Genomic DNA, 13,473 nt, shown 5'->3' on the forward strand with positions numbered 1-13,473 from the left:
TCAGGCGGGGGCCGGCAGCAGGTCGGTCGAGCGGGCGGCGACCACCGCCCCGACCAGCCCCAGCGCGTCCGCGACGGGCATCGGGGCCAACCCCCGGCCGTCGCGCAGGCGCAGCGAGACCGACCCGTCGGCCGCCTCCCGGGCGCCCACCACCCCGACGTACGGCACCCGGCGGTGGGCGGCGTCGCGGATCCGGGCGCCCAGCGAGCCGCCGGCGTCGACCTCGGCCCGCAGCCCGGCGGCGACCGCCCGCCGGGCGAGTTCCGCCGCCGCCCCCGCCTGCCCGGCGTCGACCGGCAGCAGCACCAGCTGCACCGGGGCGTACCAGGGCGGGAAGGCGCCCTGGTGCACCTCGATCAGGTAGGCGAAGAGCCGTTCCATGCTGCCGACCAGGCTGCGGTGCACCATCACCGGCCGCCGCCGGGCGCCGGACGCGTCGGTGTACGACAGGTCGAACCGCTCCGGCTTGTCGAAGTCGAGCTGGACGGTGGAGAGGGTGGACTCCCGCCCGGCGGCGTCGACGATCTGAATGTCGATCTTCGGGCCGTAGAAGGCGGCCTCGCCCGGGGCCTCGGTGAAGTCGACCCCGTCGAGCGCCGCGCGCAGCAGTTCCTCGGCCCGCGCCCACTGGGCGTCGTCGCCGACGTACTTCTCCCCCGGCCCGCGCAGCGACAGCCGGAACCCGGCCGGGCGGACGCCGAGCGCGGCGTGCGCCTCGCGGATCAGCCGCAGGATCTCCCGCACCTCCTCGCCGACCTGGTCCAGGGCGCAGAAGTTGTGCGCGTCGTTGAGCGAGATGGCGCGGACCCGGGACAGGCCGCCCAGTACGCCCGACCGCTCCGCCCGGTACATCCCGCCCAGCTCGGCGATGCGCAGCGGCAGTTCCCGGTAGGAGCGGCCGCGCGCCCGGTAGACCAGCGCGTGGTGCGGGCAGAGCGCCGGCCGCAGCACGAACTCGTCGTCGGCGCTGAGCCGCAGCGGCGGGAACATGTCGTCGGCGAAGTAGCCGAGGTGCCCGGAGAGCGCGAACAGCTCCCGTTTGCCCAGCGGCGGCGAGTAGACGTGCTGGTAGCCGGCCCGTCGTTCCAGGTCGCGGACGTACTCCTCGACCGCGTGCCGGGCGGCGGCGCCGGCCGGCAGCCAGATCGGCAGCCCGGCGCCGGCGAGCGGGTCGGAGACGAACAGGTCCAGCTCCCGGCCGAGCCTGCGATGGTCGATCATGTCGCTCTCCTCACGGGTGATGACCCGGGAGCGACCTCGCCACGGACGCCGCGAGGCCCCGGGGCGGATCGCCCCGGGGCCTCGTCGACGTCGAACGTCAGTGCGGCGCGCCGGGGTCTCCCGGCGTCGTGGTCACCACCGCGCTGCGCATGCCCCGACGGTACGGTCCCGGCGCGCGGCGGTGCCAGCGCATTTCCGGCTCGCGCCGCCGGCCGCCCGGATGGGCGGCGGGGCGAACTGAGAAAAGGGGCGGGTCGCCGGCACGGGACCTGCCGGCGACCCGCGGCGGCCGGCTCGTCAGGAACGGGGGGCCCGACGCGCGTGCGGCCGCGCGCCGACAACGGTACGCCGAGGAGCGGGGATCCGCCGTCCGCATCCCGCCCGGATTCGACCCGTTCCGCCCGTCACCCCCAGGCGAACTGCGTCGTTGTACCCAAGTGGCCCTGTCGTGTCCACCGTCACCACCGGCCGGGCCTGTCCCCGGTGACGGCGGACACGCCGTCAGGCTCGGGGGATCTGATCGGCCTTGACCGGCGAGGTGGCAGTCGTGCTCGAACTTCTCACTGACGTCGCCTCGCCGACGTGGGCGTACGTCGTGCTGCTCGGCCTGCTGATCGCCGACGCGTTCGTGCCGGTCATTCCGACCCAGGTCGTGATGATCACCAGCGGCGCGCTGACCGTCTACGGCGGGCTCAGCCTGCCGGTGACCATCGGCGTCGGCGCGCTCGGCGTCTTCGCCGGTGACCTGGCCTGCTACCTGCTCGGCCGCAGCGCCCCCGACCGGCACGCACCCCGGCACGCCGAGCCGAGCCGGGCCCGCCGGATGGCCGGCCGGGTGACCCGGGGGCTGCGCCAGCCGGGTCCGCTGGTCATCCTGCTCTGCCGCTTCGTGCCCGGCGGCCGGATGGCGGCCTGCTTCTCCGCCGGCCGCAGCCGGTACCCCTACCGGCTCTTCCTCTTCTACGAGGGCGCCGCGGCGACCGGTTGGGCGGCCTACGGCGGCCTGGTCGGCCACCTCGGCGGCACGGCGCTGACCGAGTCGGCCTGGCGGCTGGCGCTGATCGCGGCCGCGGCGGCGACCGGGTTCGCAGCGGCGGGTTGGGCGATGACGCTGGTCAGTGCCCGCACCCGCGCCGAGGTACCCGTCGACTGACGCCCGCCCCGCTCCGCCTCGGCGCCCGTCACCGCGCGGCGCCCATCACGACGCGGCACCGCCACGAGGCGGGCGCCCGTTCCGGCGCTACCGATCTGATGACGTCAACGGATCGCGCGGCGTGAGTCGTTGGTGTCATCAGGTCCGTAGCGTCCAGCGGCGGCGTGGCCTCCCCACCGGCGGGACCGTCGCTCCATTCGCACGGCACTAGGGGTGGACCCCGGCCGCGATCTCGGTGGGCGTCCCCGATCCGCTTCGGGTGGGTCCGGCGACAGGCTGACGGCATGCCCACGACCCGGAACCTTGGCCTGGTGGCCCTCGGCGCGATCGCCCTGGCGGCGTTGCTCACCGTGATCGGCCACCTGGAGGTGAACGACGACCTGAACCCCTGGTCGCTGACCGTCAGCGACTTCGCCGTGTCCGACCGGGGCGGCGTCATCGACGTGGCGATGGTGGCGCTCGCGGTCGCCGCCGCCGCGCTGGTCCCCGCCGTGCGCCGCGTCCGCCGGTCCGGGACCGTGGGCGAGTTGCCGCTCGCCGCCGCGGCCGGCGGGCTGTTGCTGGCCGCGGTGGTGCCCACCAACGAGCCCGGCCTGCCCATGGACGCCGCCGCGTACCTGCACCGGTACGCCTCCGTGGTGACCTTCGTGGCGCTACCGGTGGGTGGCTGGCTGCTCGCCCGGCGGGACGCGCTGCCCGGGACCGCGACCTGGCTGCGCGCCCTGGCGCTGGTCAGCGTCGCGCTCGCCGGGGCCATGATCTGGTCGGCCTACCCGGGCGACCGGCTGCTGATCGGGCTCGCCGAGCGGCTGCTGATCCTGGCCGAGGTGGGGCTGCTCGCGGTCGTCGCCACCGCACTGGTCCGCCGGGGTGGCCGGGGACCGGGCAGCGCCGGGCCGGCGGGCCGGCCCGGAGCCCCGGGAATCACTCCAGCTCGTGGAGCATGAGCTGGCGGGCCGCCTCGGTGATCGACCCGGACAGCGACGGATAGATCGTGATGGTCTGGGCCAGTTCGTTGACGGTCAGGTTGTTCTCCACCGCCATGGTGATCGGCAGGATCAGCTCGCTCGCCTTGGGCGCCACCACCACGCCGCCGACCACCTGGCCGCTGGCCGGGCGGCAGAACAACTTCACGAAGCCGTCGGCCAGGTCGTCCATCTTCGCCCGGGCGTTGCCGGACAGCGGCAGCATCACCTGACGGGCAGGCACCTTGCCGGCGTCCACCTCGTCCTGGGAGACGCCGACCGTGGCCAGCTCCGGGTCGGTGAAGACGTTCGCCGCCACGGTACGCAGCCGCAGCGGCCGGACCGCCTCGCCGAGCGCGTGCCACATCGCGATCCGGCCCTGCATCGCGGCGACGCTGGCCAGCGGCAGCACGCCGGTGCAGTCGCCGGCCGCGTAGATGCCGGGGACGTTGGTGCGCGAGACCCGGTCGACGGTGACGTAACCGCCCCGGGCCAGCTCGACGCCGTACTCCGCCAGCCCCAGGTCGGCGGTGTTGGGGATCGAGCCGACGGCGATCAGCGCGTGCGAGCCGGACACGAGCCGGCCGTCGGAGAGCTGGACCTCGACGCCGTCGTCGGTGCGGCGGACCGCGTCCGCCCGGGAGTTGTTGAGGATGCTCATGCCCCGGTTGCGGAACACCCGCTCGATGGCCATCGCCGCGTCCGCGTCCTCGTGCGGCATCACCCGGTCCCGGCTGGAGACGAGGGTGACCTGGACGCCCATCGCCAGGTAGGCGCTGGCGAACTCGGCGCCGGTGACGCCGGAGCCGACCACGATCAGGTGCTCGGGCAGCTCGGGGAGGTCGTACACCTGCCGCCAGGTCAGGATCCGCTCGCCGTCGGGCACGGCGGTGGGCAGCTGGCGCGGGGTGGCGCCGGTGGCGACCAGGACGGTCGACGCGGCGATCGACTGCTCGGCGCCACCGTCGGCCGGGGTGACGATCACCCGGTGGGTGTGACCGAGCGTGTCCTCGCCCAGCCGGGCGGTCCCGGCCACGAAGGCCACCCCGGCCTTGACCAGCTTGGTGTGGATGTCGTCGGACTGGGCCAGGGCGAGCCGCTTCACCCGCTCGTGGACCGCGCGGGCGTCGACGGTGACCGCCTCCAGCCCGTCGGAGTGCACCCCGAACTCCTCGGTGTCCCGGTAGCCGGTGACCACCTGTGAGCTGGCGATGAACGTCTTCGACGGGACACAGTCGGAGAGCACGCAGGCGCCGCCGGCCCCCTCGGCCTCCACCACGGTGACGTCGGCGTCCAGCTGGGCGGCGACCAGCGCCGCCTCGTAGCCGGCCGGTCCCCCGCCGATGATCACGATCCGGCTCACAGCGCACGCCCCTCGTCGATGTTCACAGTGACTTTCTTCTCCCGAACGTGTCCGACACGCACCGTCGTATTCTCCCCCACCCGCCGGCCGGGCTATCGTCATCGCCGTGCGTCACTACGCCGCCTACGGCTCAAACCTGGACCCCGCCCGGATGCGCGCCTACTGTCCGCATTCGCCGATGGTGGGCACCGGCTGGCTGGAGGGCTGGCGGCTGACCTTCGCGGGCGAGGACGTGATCGGCTGGGAGGGCTCCGTCAGCACCGTCGTCGAGTCCCCGGGTGACCGGGTCTTCGTGGCGCTGTACGACATCCACCCGTACGACGCCGCGCAACTCGACGAGCTCGAGGGCGTGACCGCCGGCACGTACCGCAAGCTGCACGTCCGCGTCTCGGCCCTGGACGGCGACGTCACCGCGTGGGTCTACGTCTTCGACGGGTACGAGGGTGGCCTGCCGACCTCCTGGTACCTGTCGGAGATCGCGAACGCCGCCGAGAAGGCGGGCGCGCCGGACGACTACGTCACCGAGCTGCGGTCCCGCCCCACCGGCACCGCGTCGGCGTAGCGCGTATCGCACGCCTCCAGTCTGCTCCCGACGCCACGGACCGTCACCGCCGGCCCCGGGCGGCGTCGCCCATCACACACCGGCGGCGGGGACGATCCGCTCGTACATGTCGGTCCAGCGCACCTCGGCCAGCCCCACCGAGCGGTAGAGGGTCATCGGGGCGGTCGGGTTGGTCAGGTCCACGCCGAGCCCGGCGGCGGCGCGGCCCTTGGTGGCGTACCCGGTGAAAGCCCGCCACAGCAGCGCCGCGCCCACCCCGCGCCGCCGGTACGCGGGCAGCACCGACAGCGTGCGGACCCAGCCCATGTCCTGATCCAGCGCCTGGTCGGAGGATTGCAGCGCGCCGGCCGGCTCGCCGTCGACCTCGGCCACGAACCACTCGTCCCAGACCTTGCCGGACGCCGGGAGTTGCTCCCGCCAGCGGTCGAAGCCGACCGGCTCGTAGTCCGGGGTGTCCCGGAACGCGGTGTCGAAGATCCGGTGGAACAGGCGCAGGTCCGCCTCGTCGTTGGCGCGCAGCGGGCGCACGGTCACCCCCGGCGGGGGCGGCGGCTCGGCGGGGAGCCCGGCCAACGAGCGGGTCATCCGCACGTACCGCTTGACCCGGGTGAAGCCGGCCTCGGCCAGTTCCGTCGCCCAGCGGGTCTCCGGCGGGAAGACCGTGGACCGGACGGTCAGCGCGGGCAGGTCCCGCTCGGCGGCCCGCTCGGCGACCCGGTCGAGCATCCGGGCCAGCAGCGGGGCGCGCAGGTCCGCGCCGCGCTCCGGGTCGACGTAGACCTCGACGAAGTCGCGGCCCACCCCGGTCGGGTTGTCCACCGCCGTCCAGGCGACGACCGTCCCGTCGGGGTCGGTGACCAGCCAGGAGTCGCGGGCGGGGTCGAAGAAGGGGGCGGTCAGCGCGGCCCGGACGTCCTCGGCGTCGAAGTCCGGGTAACCGACGGCGAAGGTGTCGGCGGCGTGCACCACGGCGAGGATGGCGGGGACGTCGTCGAGGGTGGGGCGGCGGGCGGTCCAACCGGCGGGAAGCGTCACGGCGCGATCCTGGCAGGGCGGGCGGGTCCCGCGCCGCCGGTTTTTTCCGCCGCGTGATCCACTCGCTGTGCGGCTTGTCGCGGTGTCCGGCCCGCACGACACCGCGACACGCAGCGGACGGAGTCGACTACCCGGCCCCGGGGGCGACCGTCCGCCTGCGACCCGGAGACCGGCGGCGGTCAGCGCGCGGGAGTGCCGGCCAGCAGGGCCCGGGTGGCGGTGAGCAGTTCCACCAGCTCCGCACCCTCCCCCGGGCGCAAGGTGCGGAAGGCGGTGGCGGTCAACCGGTCGGTCATCGCCTCGGCCCAGAGCCGCCGCCGCACCAGCGGGCCGACCGGCGGGTACGGCGGCGACCAGCCGCAGGCCGACGCCCCCGCCTCCCCCTCCGGGCCGGCGAGCACCGCCTCCAGCGGGGTCATCCCGGCCGCCCGCACCGCCAGCAGGTACGCCCCGGTGAAGTGCTCGCGGAGCAGCAGCAGCGCCACCGCGGCGCGGGCGCCGGCGGCGTGCTGCGGCACCGGCATCGCCCGCCAGGCGGCGAAGAGCGGCATCCCGGTGGCGTCCGCCGCGGTGACCACCCGCTCCAGCAGCGCGGCCAGCCGGGGCATCCCGGGCAGGTCGTCCAGGTGCTGGGCACCCCAGCGGCAGCACTCGGCGAGGTTGGCGTTGGCCACCTCCAGCGGCCGGACCACCCGGGCGGCGGCGTCCCAGCCGTCGGCGACCGCGTCCGGGGCGATGAAGCCGACCGCGGCGGCGACGGTCTCCGCGCGGACGTCGCCGAGCGCGCCGGCCCGCCCGGTGATGTAGAAGGCCCAGCCGGAGATGCCCAGCAGCCGCGCCCGGCGCAGCGTCCCCGGGCAGCGGCTGAACAACTCGCCCAGTTCGAGCACGGCGGGCTTGCTGGCGGCTGCCACCTGTTCCGGCGTCATCCCGACCGCCCGCTGCACGCATCCATCGCGCTCAGTGTGCCTCGCCGTCACCGCTGGCGACATCCTCCTCTTCGGCGTCCAGCGCCTCGATCGCCGCCTCCACCTCGCCGCTACGGCGGCGCGCGGCGGTGAGCGATCGTTCGGCGGCCCGGCGGGCCAGTTTGGACCGGCTCAGCTCCTGCTCGGCGGCGGCCCGGCGACGCTCCAGTTCGGCCAGTTCGGCCTCGATCTCCTCGAGCGCGGCGCCGCCGTCCCGCTCGGCCGCCGCCGCGCCGTCCAGCTCCTTCTCCGCCCGCCCCTGTTCGGTACGCGCCGACGCCAGCTCCCGTTCCAGCGCCCGGCGCCGTTTCGCGCGCTCGGCCCGGGCGGCCCGCTCCGCCGCCCGCTCGTCGCGCGCCCGGCGCTCCCCGGCCCGCTCCGCCGCCCGGTCCGGTGCCCGTGGCGGCTCCTCCGCCCCACCGGTGACCAGCCGCAGCTGCGGCCGGGGCACCTCGCCGAAGCCGGCGTAGTGGACGGCCCGCAGCAGGGTGCCGGCACGGACCTGCTCGGCCACCTCGGCGTCGGCGAGCGCCGCGTTGAGGGTGGCCTCCACCTCGCCCAGCGGCAGCTTCCCGGTCGACGGGGCGTCCGGGTTGCGGGCCGCGATCCGGCGCACCTCGGCGACCAGCGCGGCGACGACCGCGCGCCGCTGGGCGGAGAGCTCGCGCAGCTTCGGCCCCTTCAGGTCCCGCTGGGCGGTGCGCAGCGCGTCGGCGAGCTGGGCCAGGTCGGCGACCAGTTCGGGGCGTTCGAGGGCGAGCAGGTTGACCAGCCAGGCCGCCACGGTGGGGCGCTTGAGCCGGGCGATCTGGCGGGCGCCGGCGGCGTCACCGGCCCGGCGGGCCTCGGCGACGGCGGCGTCCCGGGCGGCGACGAACCGGTCCGGTGGCGTGCGGTACAGCCGCTGGACCAGGTCGGAGGGGAGCGCGGGCACGGCTTCAGGCGTCGATCCGGCTGCCCGGTTCCAGCCGCCGGTAGTCGGTCCCGGACAGGGCCGTGTACTGCCGGTCGAGGACGGCGAACCCGTTGTCGTTGAGCAGCCCGTCGTGCAGGGCGTACGCGCGGCGCGGCGCGACCGCCCGGATGAAGTCGACCACCTCGGAGAACTTCGACCAGGGCGCGTGGATCGGCGCGAAGAGGGTGTCCACCTGGACGTCGTCCGGCACGAACAGCGCGTCCCCCGGGTGGTAGACGACGTCGTTGAACAGGTAGCCGATGTTCTGCACGACGGGGATGTCGGGGTGGATGACGGCGTGCTGGCCGCCGTAGGCGCGGACCGCCACGCCGGCGGCGGTGAACGACTCCCCGGGGGCGACCACGGTCAGCGCCTCCGCGGCGTCGCCCAGGACGCCGGCGAGCGAGGCCGGGCCGTTGACGGTGAACGGGCGGCGCTCCAGCGCCCGGGTCACCGCCTCGACGTTCACGTGGTCCGGATGCTCGTGGGTGATCAGCACCGCGTCCACCCCGTCCAGCGCCGCCGGCTCGCTGAGCACCCCGGGGTCCACGACGAGCACTCCCCCGTCGTGCTCCAGCCGGAGGCAGGAGTGGGCGTACTTGGTGAGTTGCATACGTGACTCCTCGATTATCGAATCGTGACGTCCTCAGCGCAGTCTGCCGGAACCGGCGCGGTGTCGCGTCGCGTCCGAGCTATCGCCCCGGGACCGGGGTAGTCAGAGGACGGAGCGGGGATGGACAGACACACGACACGACGCCGGGGCAGGGCCCTGGCGGCGCTGGGGCTGGCGGCGTTGCTGCTGGCCGGTTGCGGAGCGGCGGACCGCTCGAACTCGTCGGGTGACTCGGCGGCCGAGGCCCCGGCCGGCGGGGCGCCGGCGGGTGGGGCGGCCGAGCAGGGCAAGGCCGGCGCGGGCGCGCCGGACCTGCGAGTGGACCAACGGTCGATCATCTACACCGGAACGATGCGGGTGCAGGTGGACGACGTGGAGGGTGCCGCCCGCCGGGCGGTTGCCGCGGTGGTCGCGGCCGGCGGGTTCGTCGGCGGCGACAACCGGCGCAGTGTGGCCGCCGACGCCGAGGCGGAGCTGGAGCTGCGGGTGCCGGCGGCGAAGTTCACCGCCCTCATCGACGAGCTGGCGACGTACGGCAGGCAGCAGCGCCGGGAGGTGAAGACGCAGGACGTCACCGAGGAGACGGTCGACCTGGACGCCCGGATCGCCACCCAGCGGGCCCGGGTGGACAGTGCCCGCAAGCTGCTGTCCCGGGCCACCTCGATCCCGGAGCTGGTGTCGCTGGAGGACGAGGTGTCCCGGCGGGAGGCCGACCTCGCCTCGCTGGAGGCGAAGAAGCGTCGACTGGCCGACCTGACCGCGCTCTCCACGATCACGGTGACGTTCGTCGGGATGGACGCCTCGACGGCCGAGGAGGAGACCGAGACGGGCTTCATGGTCGGGCTGCGCGGCGGCTGGAAGGTCTTCGTCGCCTCGATGACCATCCTGCTGACCGTGCTCGGGGCGGTGCTGCCCTGGCTGCTGGCGTTCGGCGTACCCCTGGTGGTGTTCCTGGCCGTGCTGCGCCGGCGGCGTCGGGGACGGCCCGCGCCACCGGCGCCGCCCACCATGCCGGTCGGCACGCCGCGTCCGCCGGCGCCTACCGCACCGCCGCCAGTGCCCGCAGCGCGGTCTGGACCATGAGGCGCACCCCGGCGGGGATGGCCCGCTCGTCGACGTCGAACGACGCCCGGTGCAGGTCCACGTTGGGCCCGGACCGGCCGACGCCGAGGCGGGCCAACGCGCCGGGGACGTACTCCAGGTACCAGGAGAAGTCCTCGCCGCCCATGCTCTGCGGCGTCTCGGCGATCCCCTCGGGGCCGAGCGCCGCGGCGGTGGCGGCGGTGAGGACCCCGATGGCACGGGCGTCGTTGCTCACCGGCGGACGGCCGCGCAGGTATTCCAGGTCGACCGTGGCGCCGGTGGGCGCGATGACGTCCCGCACCACCTGAGCGACGATCTTGGGAGCCAGTTCCCAGGTGTCGCGGTCCATCACCCGCAGGGTGCCCGAGGCGCACGCCTCGGACGGGATGACGTTGTACCGGGTGCCGGCTGAGGCGTGGCCGAACACCAGCAGCAGCCCGCTGTTGGCCGGCACCCGACGACTCACCAGCGCCGGCACCTCGGTGACCAGCCGGCCGAGCGCGTCGACCAGGTCGACCGTCAGGTGCGGCCGGGCGGTGTGCCCGCCCGGGCCGGTGAGCCGGACGGTGACGTTGTCGGCGGCGGCGGTGATCGGGCCGACCCGCAGGCCGACCTTGCCCACCGGCAGGTTGGGGTCGCAGTGCACGGCGAAGATCTGGACCACGTCCTCGAGGCCGCCGGCCTCGATGACCTCCAGCGAGCCGCAGGGCAGGATCTCCTCGGCCGGCTGGAAGATCAGCCGTACCCGGCCGTCGAGCTGGCCGGCGTCGGCGAGCTGGGCCAGCAGCATGCCGACGCCGAGCATCACCGTGGTGTGCACGTCGTGGCCGCAGGCGTGGCAGACGCCCTCCACCGTGGACCGGTACGACACGTCCTTGACGTCGGTCAGCGGCAGCGCGTCGATGTCGGCACGCAGCGCGATGACCGGCCCGTCCGGGCGGCCGTCGATGTCGCAGATAACCCCGTTGCCCTTGGGCAGCAGCCGCGGGTGCAGGCCGGCCAGGGAGAGCTCCCGCGCGATCAGCGCCGCCGTCTCGAACTCCTCGCCCGAGAGCTCCGGGTGGGAGTGGATGTGGCGACGGGTGGCGATGAGGCCGGGTACCCGCAGGGCGAGCAGATGGTCGAGCTCGTAGGGCAGGGGCTGGGACCCGGATGGCGCCTCCGGCCAGGACGACGCCAGCTGGCTGCCGTTCGGCAGCGTCAACGCACTCGTCACGTCGAATTCTCGATCACTAGGAATGGACGGATCATCGGGGAGGACAGCAGACAGCCTAGACCTCCGACGGTGACGCTGGGCAACCTCGTTACGGTAGTGATCGGACCGCACAGCGTCACGTAAGCCCTGGTGAGAGGGCTCGAATATCTGCGGGACAGCAGGTAGATCGCGTTCGAACGCCGTCATCTGCCCCACACCTCCTACAACGCGTAACCGATTGGGCGGTCGCGAAATCGGCGTCGATCCGGGGCCGTCGTTCCGAATTGTCGCATTAGTCGCGGCGATTAACTGCCGCTCGGACAATTAACCGACGACAGCCGGCGACCAGGCGACTCCCGACGGTGACACGGTCGTCCCGCGCGCGGCCGGACACGCTGTCCGTCCCGTTCACCCGTCCGGGTTACCCAGGAACCCACGCGGCACACGCCCGCCCGGAAGGCCACGCTGCCCGGGCGCCCAGGGGAGCCTCGAGGAACTCCGTGCCGCACCGGTACCTGCACCGACCGTAGCTCCGGCGGGGCACCCCTGACGACCCCTGTCGACCCCGACCGCTCACGACGGCGGCCCCCGCCGGCGCCCCGGGAGGCACCGGCGGAGGCCGCCGTTCACGCGCTGGTCAGAAGCGGTCGCTGGGCCGGTACGTCCCCCAGACCTGGCGCAGCGTCCCGCAGACCTCGCCGACCGTGGCCCGGGCCCGCAGCGCCTCCTTCATCGGGTAGAGCACGTTCTCGGTGCCCTCGGCCGCGGCGCGCAGCTCCGCCAGCGCCCGCTCGACCGCGTCGTTGTCCCGCTCGGCGCGCAGCCGGGCCAGCCGGGACGCCTGGGCGGCCTCGATCGTCGGGTCCACCCGCAGCGGCTCGTACGGCTCCTCCTCGTCGACGGTGAACCGGTTGAGGCCGACCACCACCCGCTCGCCCGAGTCGATCTCCTGGGCGATCCGGTACGCGGACTGCTCGATCTCGCGCTTCTGGAAGCCCGCCTCGATGGCGTCCACCGCCGAGCCGTGGTCGGCCACCCGGTCCATCAGCTCCACCGCCGCCGCCTCGATCTCGGCGGTCATCGCCTCCACCACGTACGACCCGGCGAACGGGTCCACGGTGGCGGTCAGGTCCGTCTCGTACGCCAGCACCTGCTGGGTACGCAGCGCCAACCGGGCCGCCTTCTCGGTGGGCAGCGCGATCGCCTCGTCGAAGCTGTTGGTGTGCAGCGACTGCGTGCCGCCGAGCACCGCGCCCAGCCCCTGCACCGCGACCCGGACCAGGTTGACCTCGGGCTGCTGGGCGGTGAGCTGCACGCCGGCGGTCTGGGTGTGGAAGCGCAGCATCATCGACTTCGGGTCCTTGGCGCCGAAGTCGTCGCGCATCAGCCGGGCCCAGATCCGCCGGGCGGCGCGGAACTTCGCCACCTCCTCCAGCAGCGTCGTACGGGCGACGAAGAAGAACGACAGCCGGGGCGCGAAGTCGTCCACGGCCAGCCCGGCCGCCAGCGCGGCGCGGACGTACTCGACGCCGTTGGCCAGGGTGAACGCGATCTCCTGCGCGGGCGTCGCGCCGGCCTCGGCCATGTGGTAGCCGGAGATGGAGATGGTGTTCCACTTCGGCACCTCCTTGCGGCAGTAGCCGAACGTGTCGGCCACCAGCCGCAGCGAGGGCTTCGGCGGGAAGATGTACGTCCCCCGGGCGATGTACTCCTTGAGGATGTCGTTCTGGATGGTGCCGTTGAGCGCGGAGCCGGCGACCCCGGCCTCCTCGGCGACGAGCTGGTAGAGCAGCAGCAGCACCGAGCCGGGCGCGTTGATGGTCATCGAGGTGGAGACCTTGTCCAGCGGGATGCCGTCGAAGAGCATCCGCATGTCCTCGATCGAGTCGATGGCCACCCCGACCTTGCCCACCTCGCCGTGCGCGATCGGGTCGTCGGAGTCGTAGCCCATCTGGGTGGGCAGGTCGAAGGCGACCGACAGCCCCATCGTGCCGGCCCGCAGCAGCTGGTGGTAGCGGCCGTTGGACTCGGTGGCGGTGCCGAAGCCGGCGTACTGCCGCATGGTCCACGGGCGGGACGTGTACATGGTGGGGTAGACCCCACGGGTGTACGGAAACTCCCCGGGGCCGCCCAGCCGGGTCTCCAGCTCCTCGGGGAGGTCGGCCGCCGTGTAGACGCCCTTGATGGGGAAACCGGACTCGCTGGACCGCCGTTCGCTCATCACCGGATGGTAGGACGCGCGAGCGTGTCGATGGGTGAGGGATAGCGCACACCCGGTCGACGGCAGGTGAGCGCGCGGGCACGTACGGTCCGGTAAGCAAAGGTGCGCCGCGTCGGGTTTCGCATCGGGCGTCGGAACC

General features: G+C 74.1%; 12 protein-coding genes. 4 read left to right on the plus strand and 8 right to left on the minus strand.

What is annotated here, in order from left to right:
- The gene (gene thrS / locus GA0074696_RS28870) at nucleotides 1-1,242 is read right to left on the minus strand and encodes a threonine--tRNA ligase (RefSeq protein WP_088964001.1); all 1,242 of its coding nucleotides are present in this window, start codon (nucleotides 1,240-1,242) and stop codon (nucleotides 1-3) included.
- Between the two features lie 526 nt (nucleotides 1,243-1,768).
- Here thrS and GA0074696_RS28875 point away from each other — a divergent pair.
- On the plus strand, nucleotides 1,769-2,374 hold the full coding sequence (locus tag GA0074696_RS28875) for a DedA family protein (protein ID WP_088964875.1): 606 nt from the start codon (nucleotides 1,769-1,771) through the stop codon (nucleotides 2,372-2,374).
- A gap of 284 nt (nucleotides 2,375-2,658) precedes the next feature.
- Nucleotides 2,659-3,321 (plus strand): DUF998 domain-containing protein, encoded by a 663-nt coding sequence (locus GA0074696_RS28880; RefSeq protein WP_088964002.1) that lies wholly within the window; start codon nucleotides 2,659-2,661, stop codon nucleotides 3,319-3,321.
- Here the strand turns inward: GA0074696_RS28880 and GA0074696_RS28885 are convergent.
- Entirely contained in the window at nucleotides 3,299-4,702 is a 1,404-nt protein-coding gene (locus GA0074696_RS28885; protein ID WP_088964003.1) for an NAD(P)H-quinone dehydrogenase, read from the minus strand. The genes GA0074696_RS28880 and GA0074696_RS28885 overlap by 23 nt on opposite strands.
- A 106-nt stretch (nucleotides 4,703-4,808) precedes the next feature.
- Here GA0074696_RS28885 and GA0074696_RS28890 point away from each other — a divergent pair, with 106 nt between their 5' ends.
- Entirely contained in the window at nucleotides 4,809-5,264 is a 456-nt protein-coding gene (locus GA0074696_RS28890; protein ID WP_088964004.1) for a gamma-glutamylcyclotransferase, read from the plus strand.
- Nucleotides 5,265-5,336: 72 nt separating this feature from the next.
- On the opposite strand, the gene GA0074696_RS28895 is transcribed toward GA0074696_RS28890, so the two are convergent.
- The 4 genes from GA0074696_RS28895 to GA0074696_RS28910 form a co-directional block, all read right to left on the minus strand.
- Nucleotides 5,337-6,299, minus strand: a complete 963-nt coding sequence (locus GA0074696_RS28895) for a GNAT family N-acetyltransferase (protein WP_088964005.1) — start codon at nucleotides 6,297-6,299, stop codon at nucleotides 5,337-5,339.
- Between the two features lie 179 nt (nucleotides 6,300-6,478).
- Nucleotides 6,479-7,228, minus strand: a complete 750-nt coding sequence (locus tag GA0074696_RS28900; RefSeq protein WP_088964876.1) for an SCO6745 family protein — start codon at nucleotides 7,226-7,228, stop codon at nucleotides 6,479-6,481.
- Nucleotides 7,229-7,259: 31 nt separating this feature from the next.
- The gene (locus tag GA0074696_RS28905) at nucleotides 7,260-8,201 is read right to left on the minus strand and encodes a hypothetical protein (RefSeq protein WP_088964006.1); all 942 of its coding nucleotides are present in this window, start codon (nucleotides 8,199-8,201) and stop codon (nucleotides 7,260-7,262) included.
- A 4-nt stretch (nucleotides 8,202-8,205) separates the two neighbouring features.
- The gene (locus GA0074696_RS28910; RefSeq protein WP_088964007.1) at nucleotides 8,206-8,835 is read right to left on the minus strand and encodes an MBL fold metallo-hydrolase; all 630 of its coding nucleotides are present in this window, start codon (nucleotides 8,833-8,835) and stop codon (nucleotides 8,206-8,208) included.
- 120 nt (nucleotides 8,836-8,955) lie between these two features.
- Between GA0074696_RS28910 and GA0074696_RS28915 the strand changes: the two genes are divergently transcribed.
- Nucleotides 8,956-9,918 carry a DUF4349 domain-containing protein gene (locus GA0074696_RS28915; protein ID WP_088964008.1) on the plus strand — a complete coding sequence of 321 codons (963 nt, stop codon included), beginning with the start codon at nucleotides 8,956-8,958 and terminating at the stop codon, nucleotides 9,916-9,918.
- Here the strand turns inward: GA0074696_RS28915 and GA0074696_RS28920 are convergent.
- Together GA0074696_RS28920 and GA0074696_RS28925 are read right to left on the minus strand one after the other, a co-directional pair.
- A complete protein-coding gene (locus GA0074696_RS28920) occupies nucleotides 9,875-11,134 on the minus strand; it encodes an amidohydrolase (RefSeq protein ID WP_088964009.1) in 1,260 nt (419 codons plus the stop codon). The two genes, GA0074696_RS28915 and GA0074696_RS28920, sit on opposite strands and share 44 nt — an antisense overlap.
- Before the next feature lie 616 nt (nucleotides 11,135-11,750).
- Entirely contained in the window at nucleotides 11,751-13,334 is a 1,584-nt protein-coding gene (locus GA0074696_RS28925) for an acyl-CoA mutase large subunit family protein (protein WP_088964010.1), read from the minus strand.
- Between the last annotated feature and the right edge of the window lie 139 nt (nucleotides 13,335-13,473).

Origin of the sequence: Micromonospora purpureochromogenes (genome assembly GCF_900091515.1) — a bacterium.
Classification (GTDB): Bacteria; Actinomycetota; Actinomycetes; order Mycobacteriales; family Micromonosporaceae; genus Micromonospora; species Micromonospora purpureochromogenes.

Bases quoted from the DNA above. Each gene is read 5' to 3' on its own strand.
- GA0074696_RS28915 (WP_088964008.1), top strand. From the start codon at position 8,956: ATGGACAGACACACGACACGACGCCGGGGCAGGGCCCTGGCGGCGCTG.
- GA0074696_RS28925 (WP_088964010.1), bottom strand. From the start codon at position 13,334: ATGAGCGAACGGCGGTCCAGCGAGTCCGGTTTCCCCATCAAGGGCGTC.
- GA0074696_RS28900 (WP_088964876.1), bottom strand. From the start codon at position 7,228: ATGACGCCGGAACAGGTGGCAGCCGCCAGCAAGCCCGCCGTGCTCGAA.
- GA0074696_RS28910 (WP_088964007.1), bottom strand. From the start codon at position 8,835: ATGCAACTCACCAAGTACGCCCACTCCTGCCTCCGGCTGGAGCACGAC.
- GA0074696_RS28880 (WP_088964002.1), top strand. From the start codon at position 2,659: ATGCCCACGACCCGGAACCTTGGCCTGGTGGCCCTCGGCGCGATCGCC.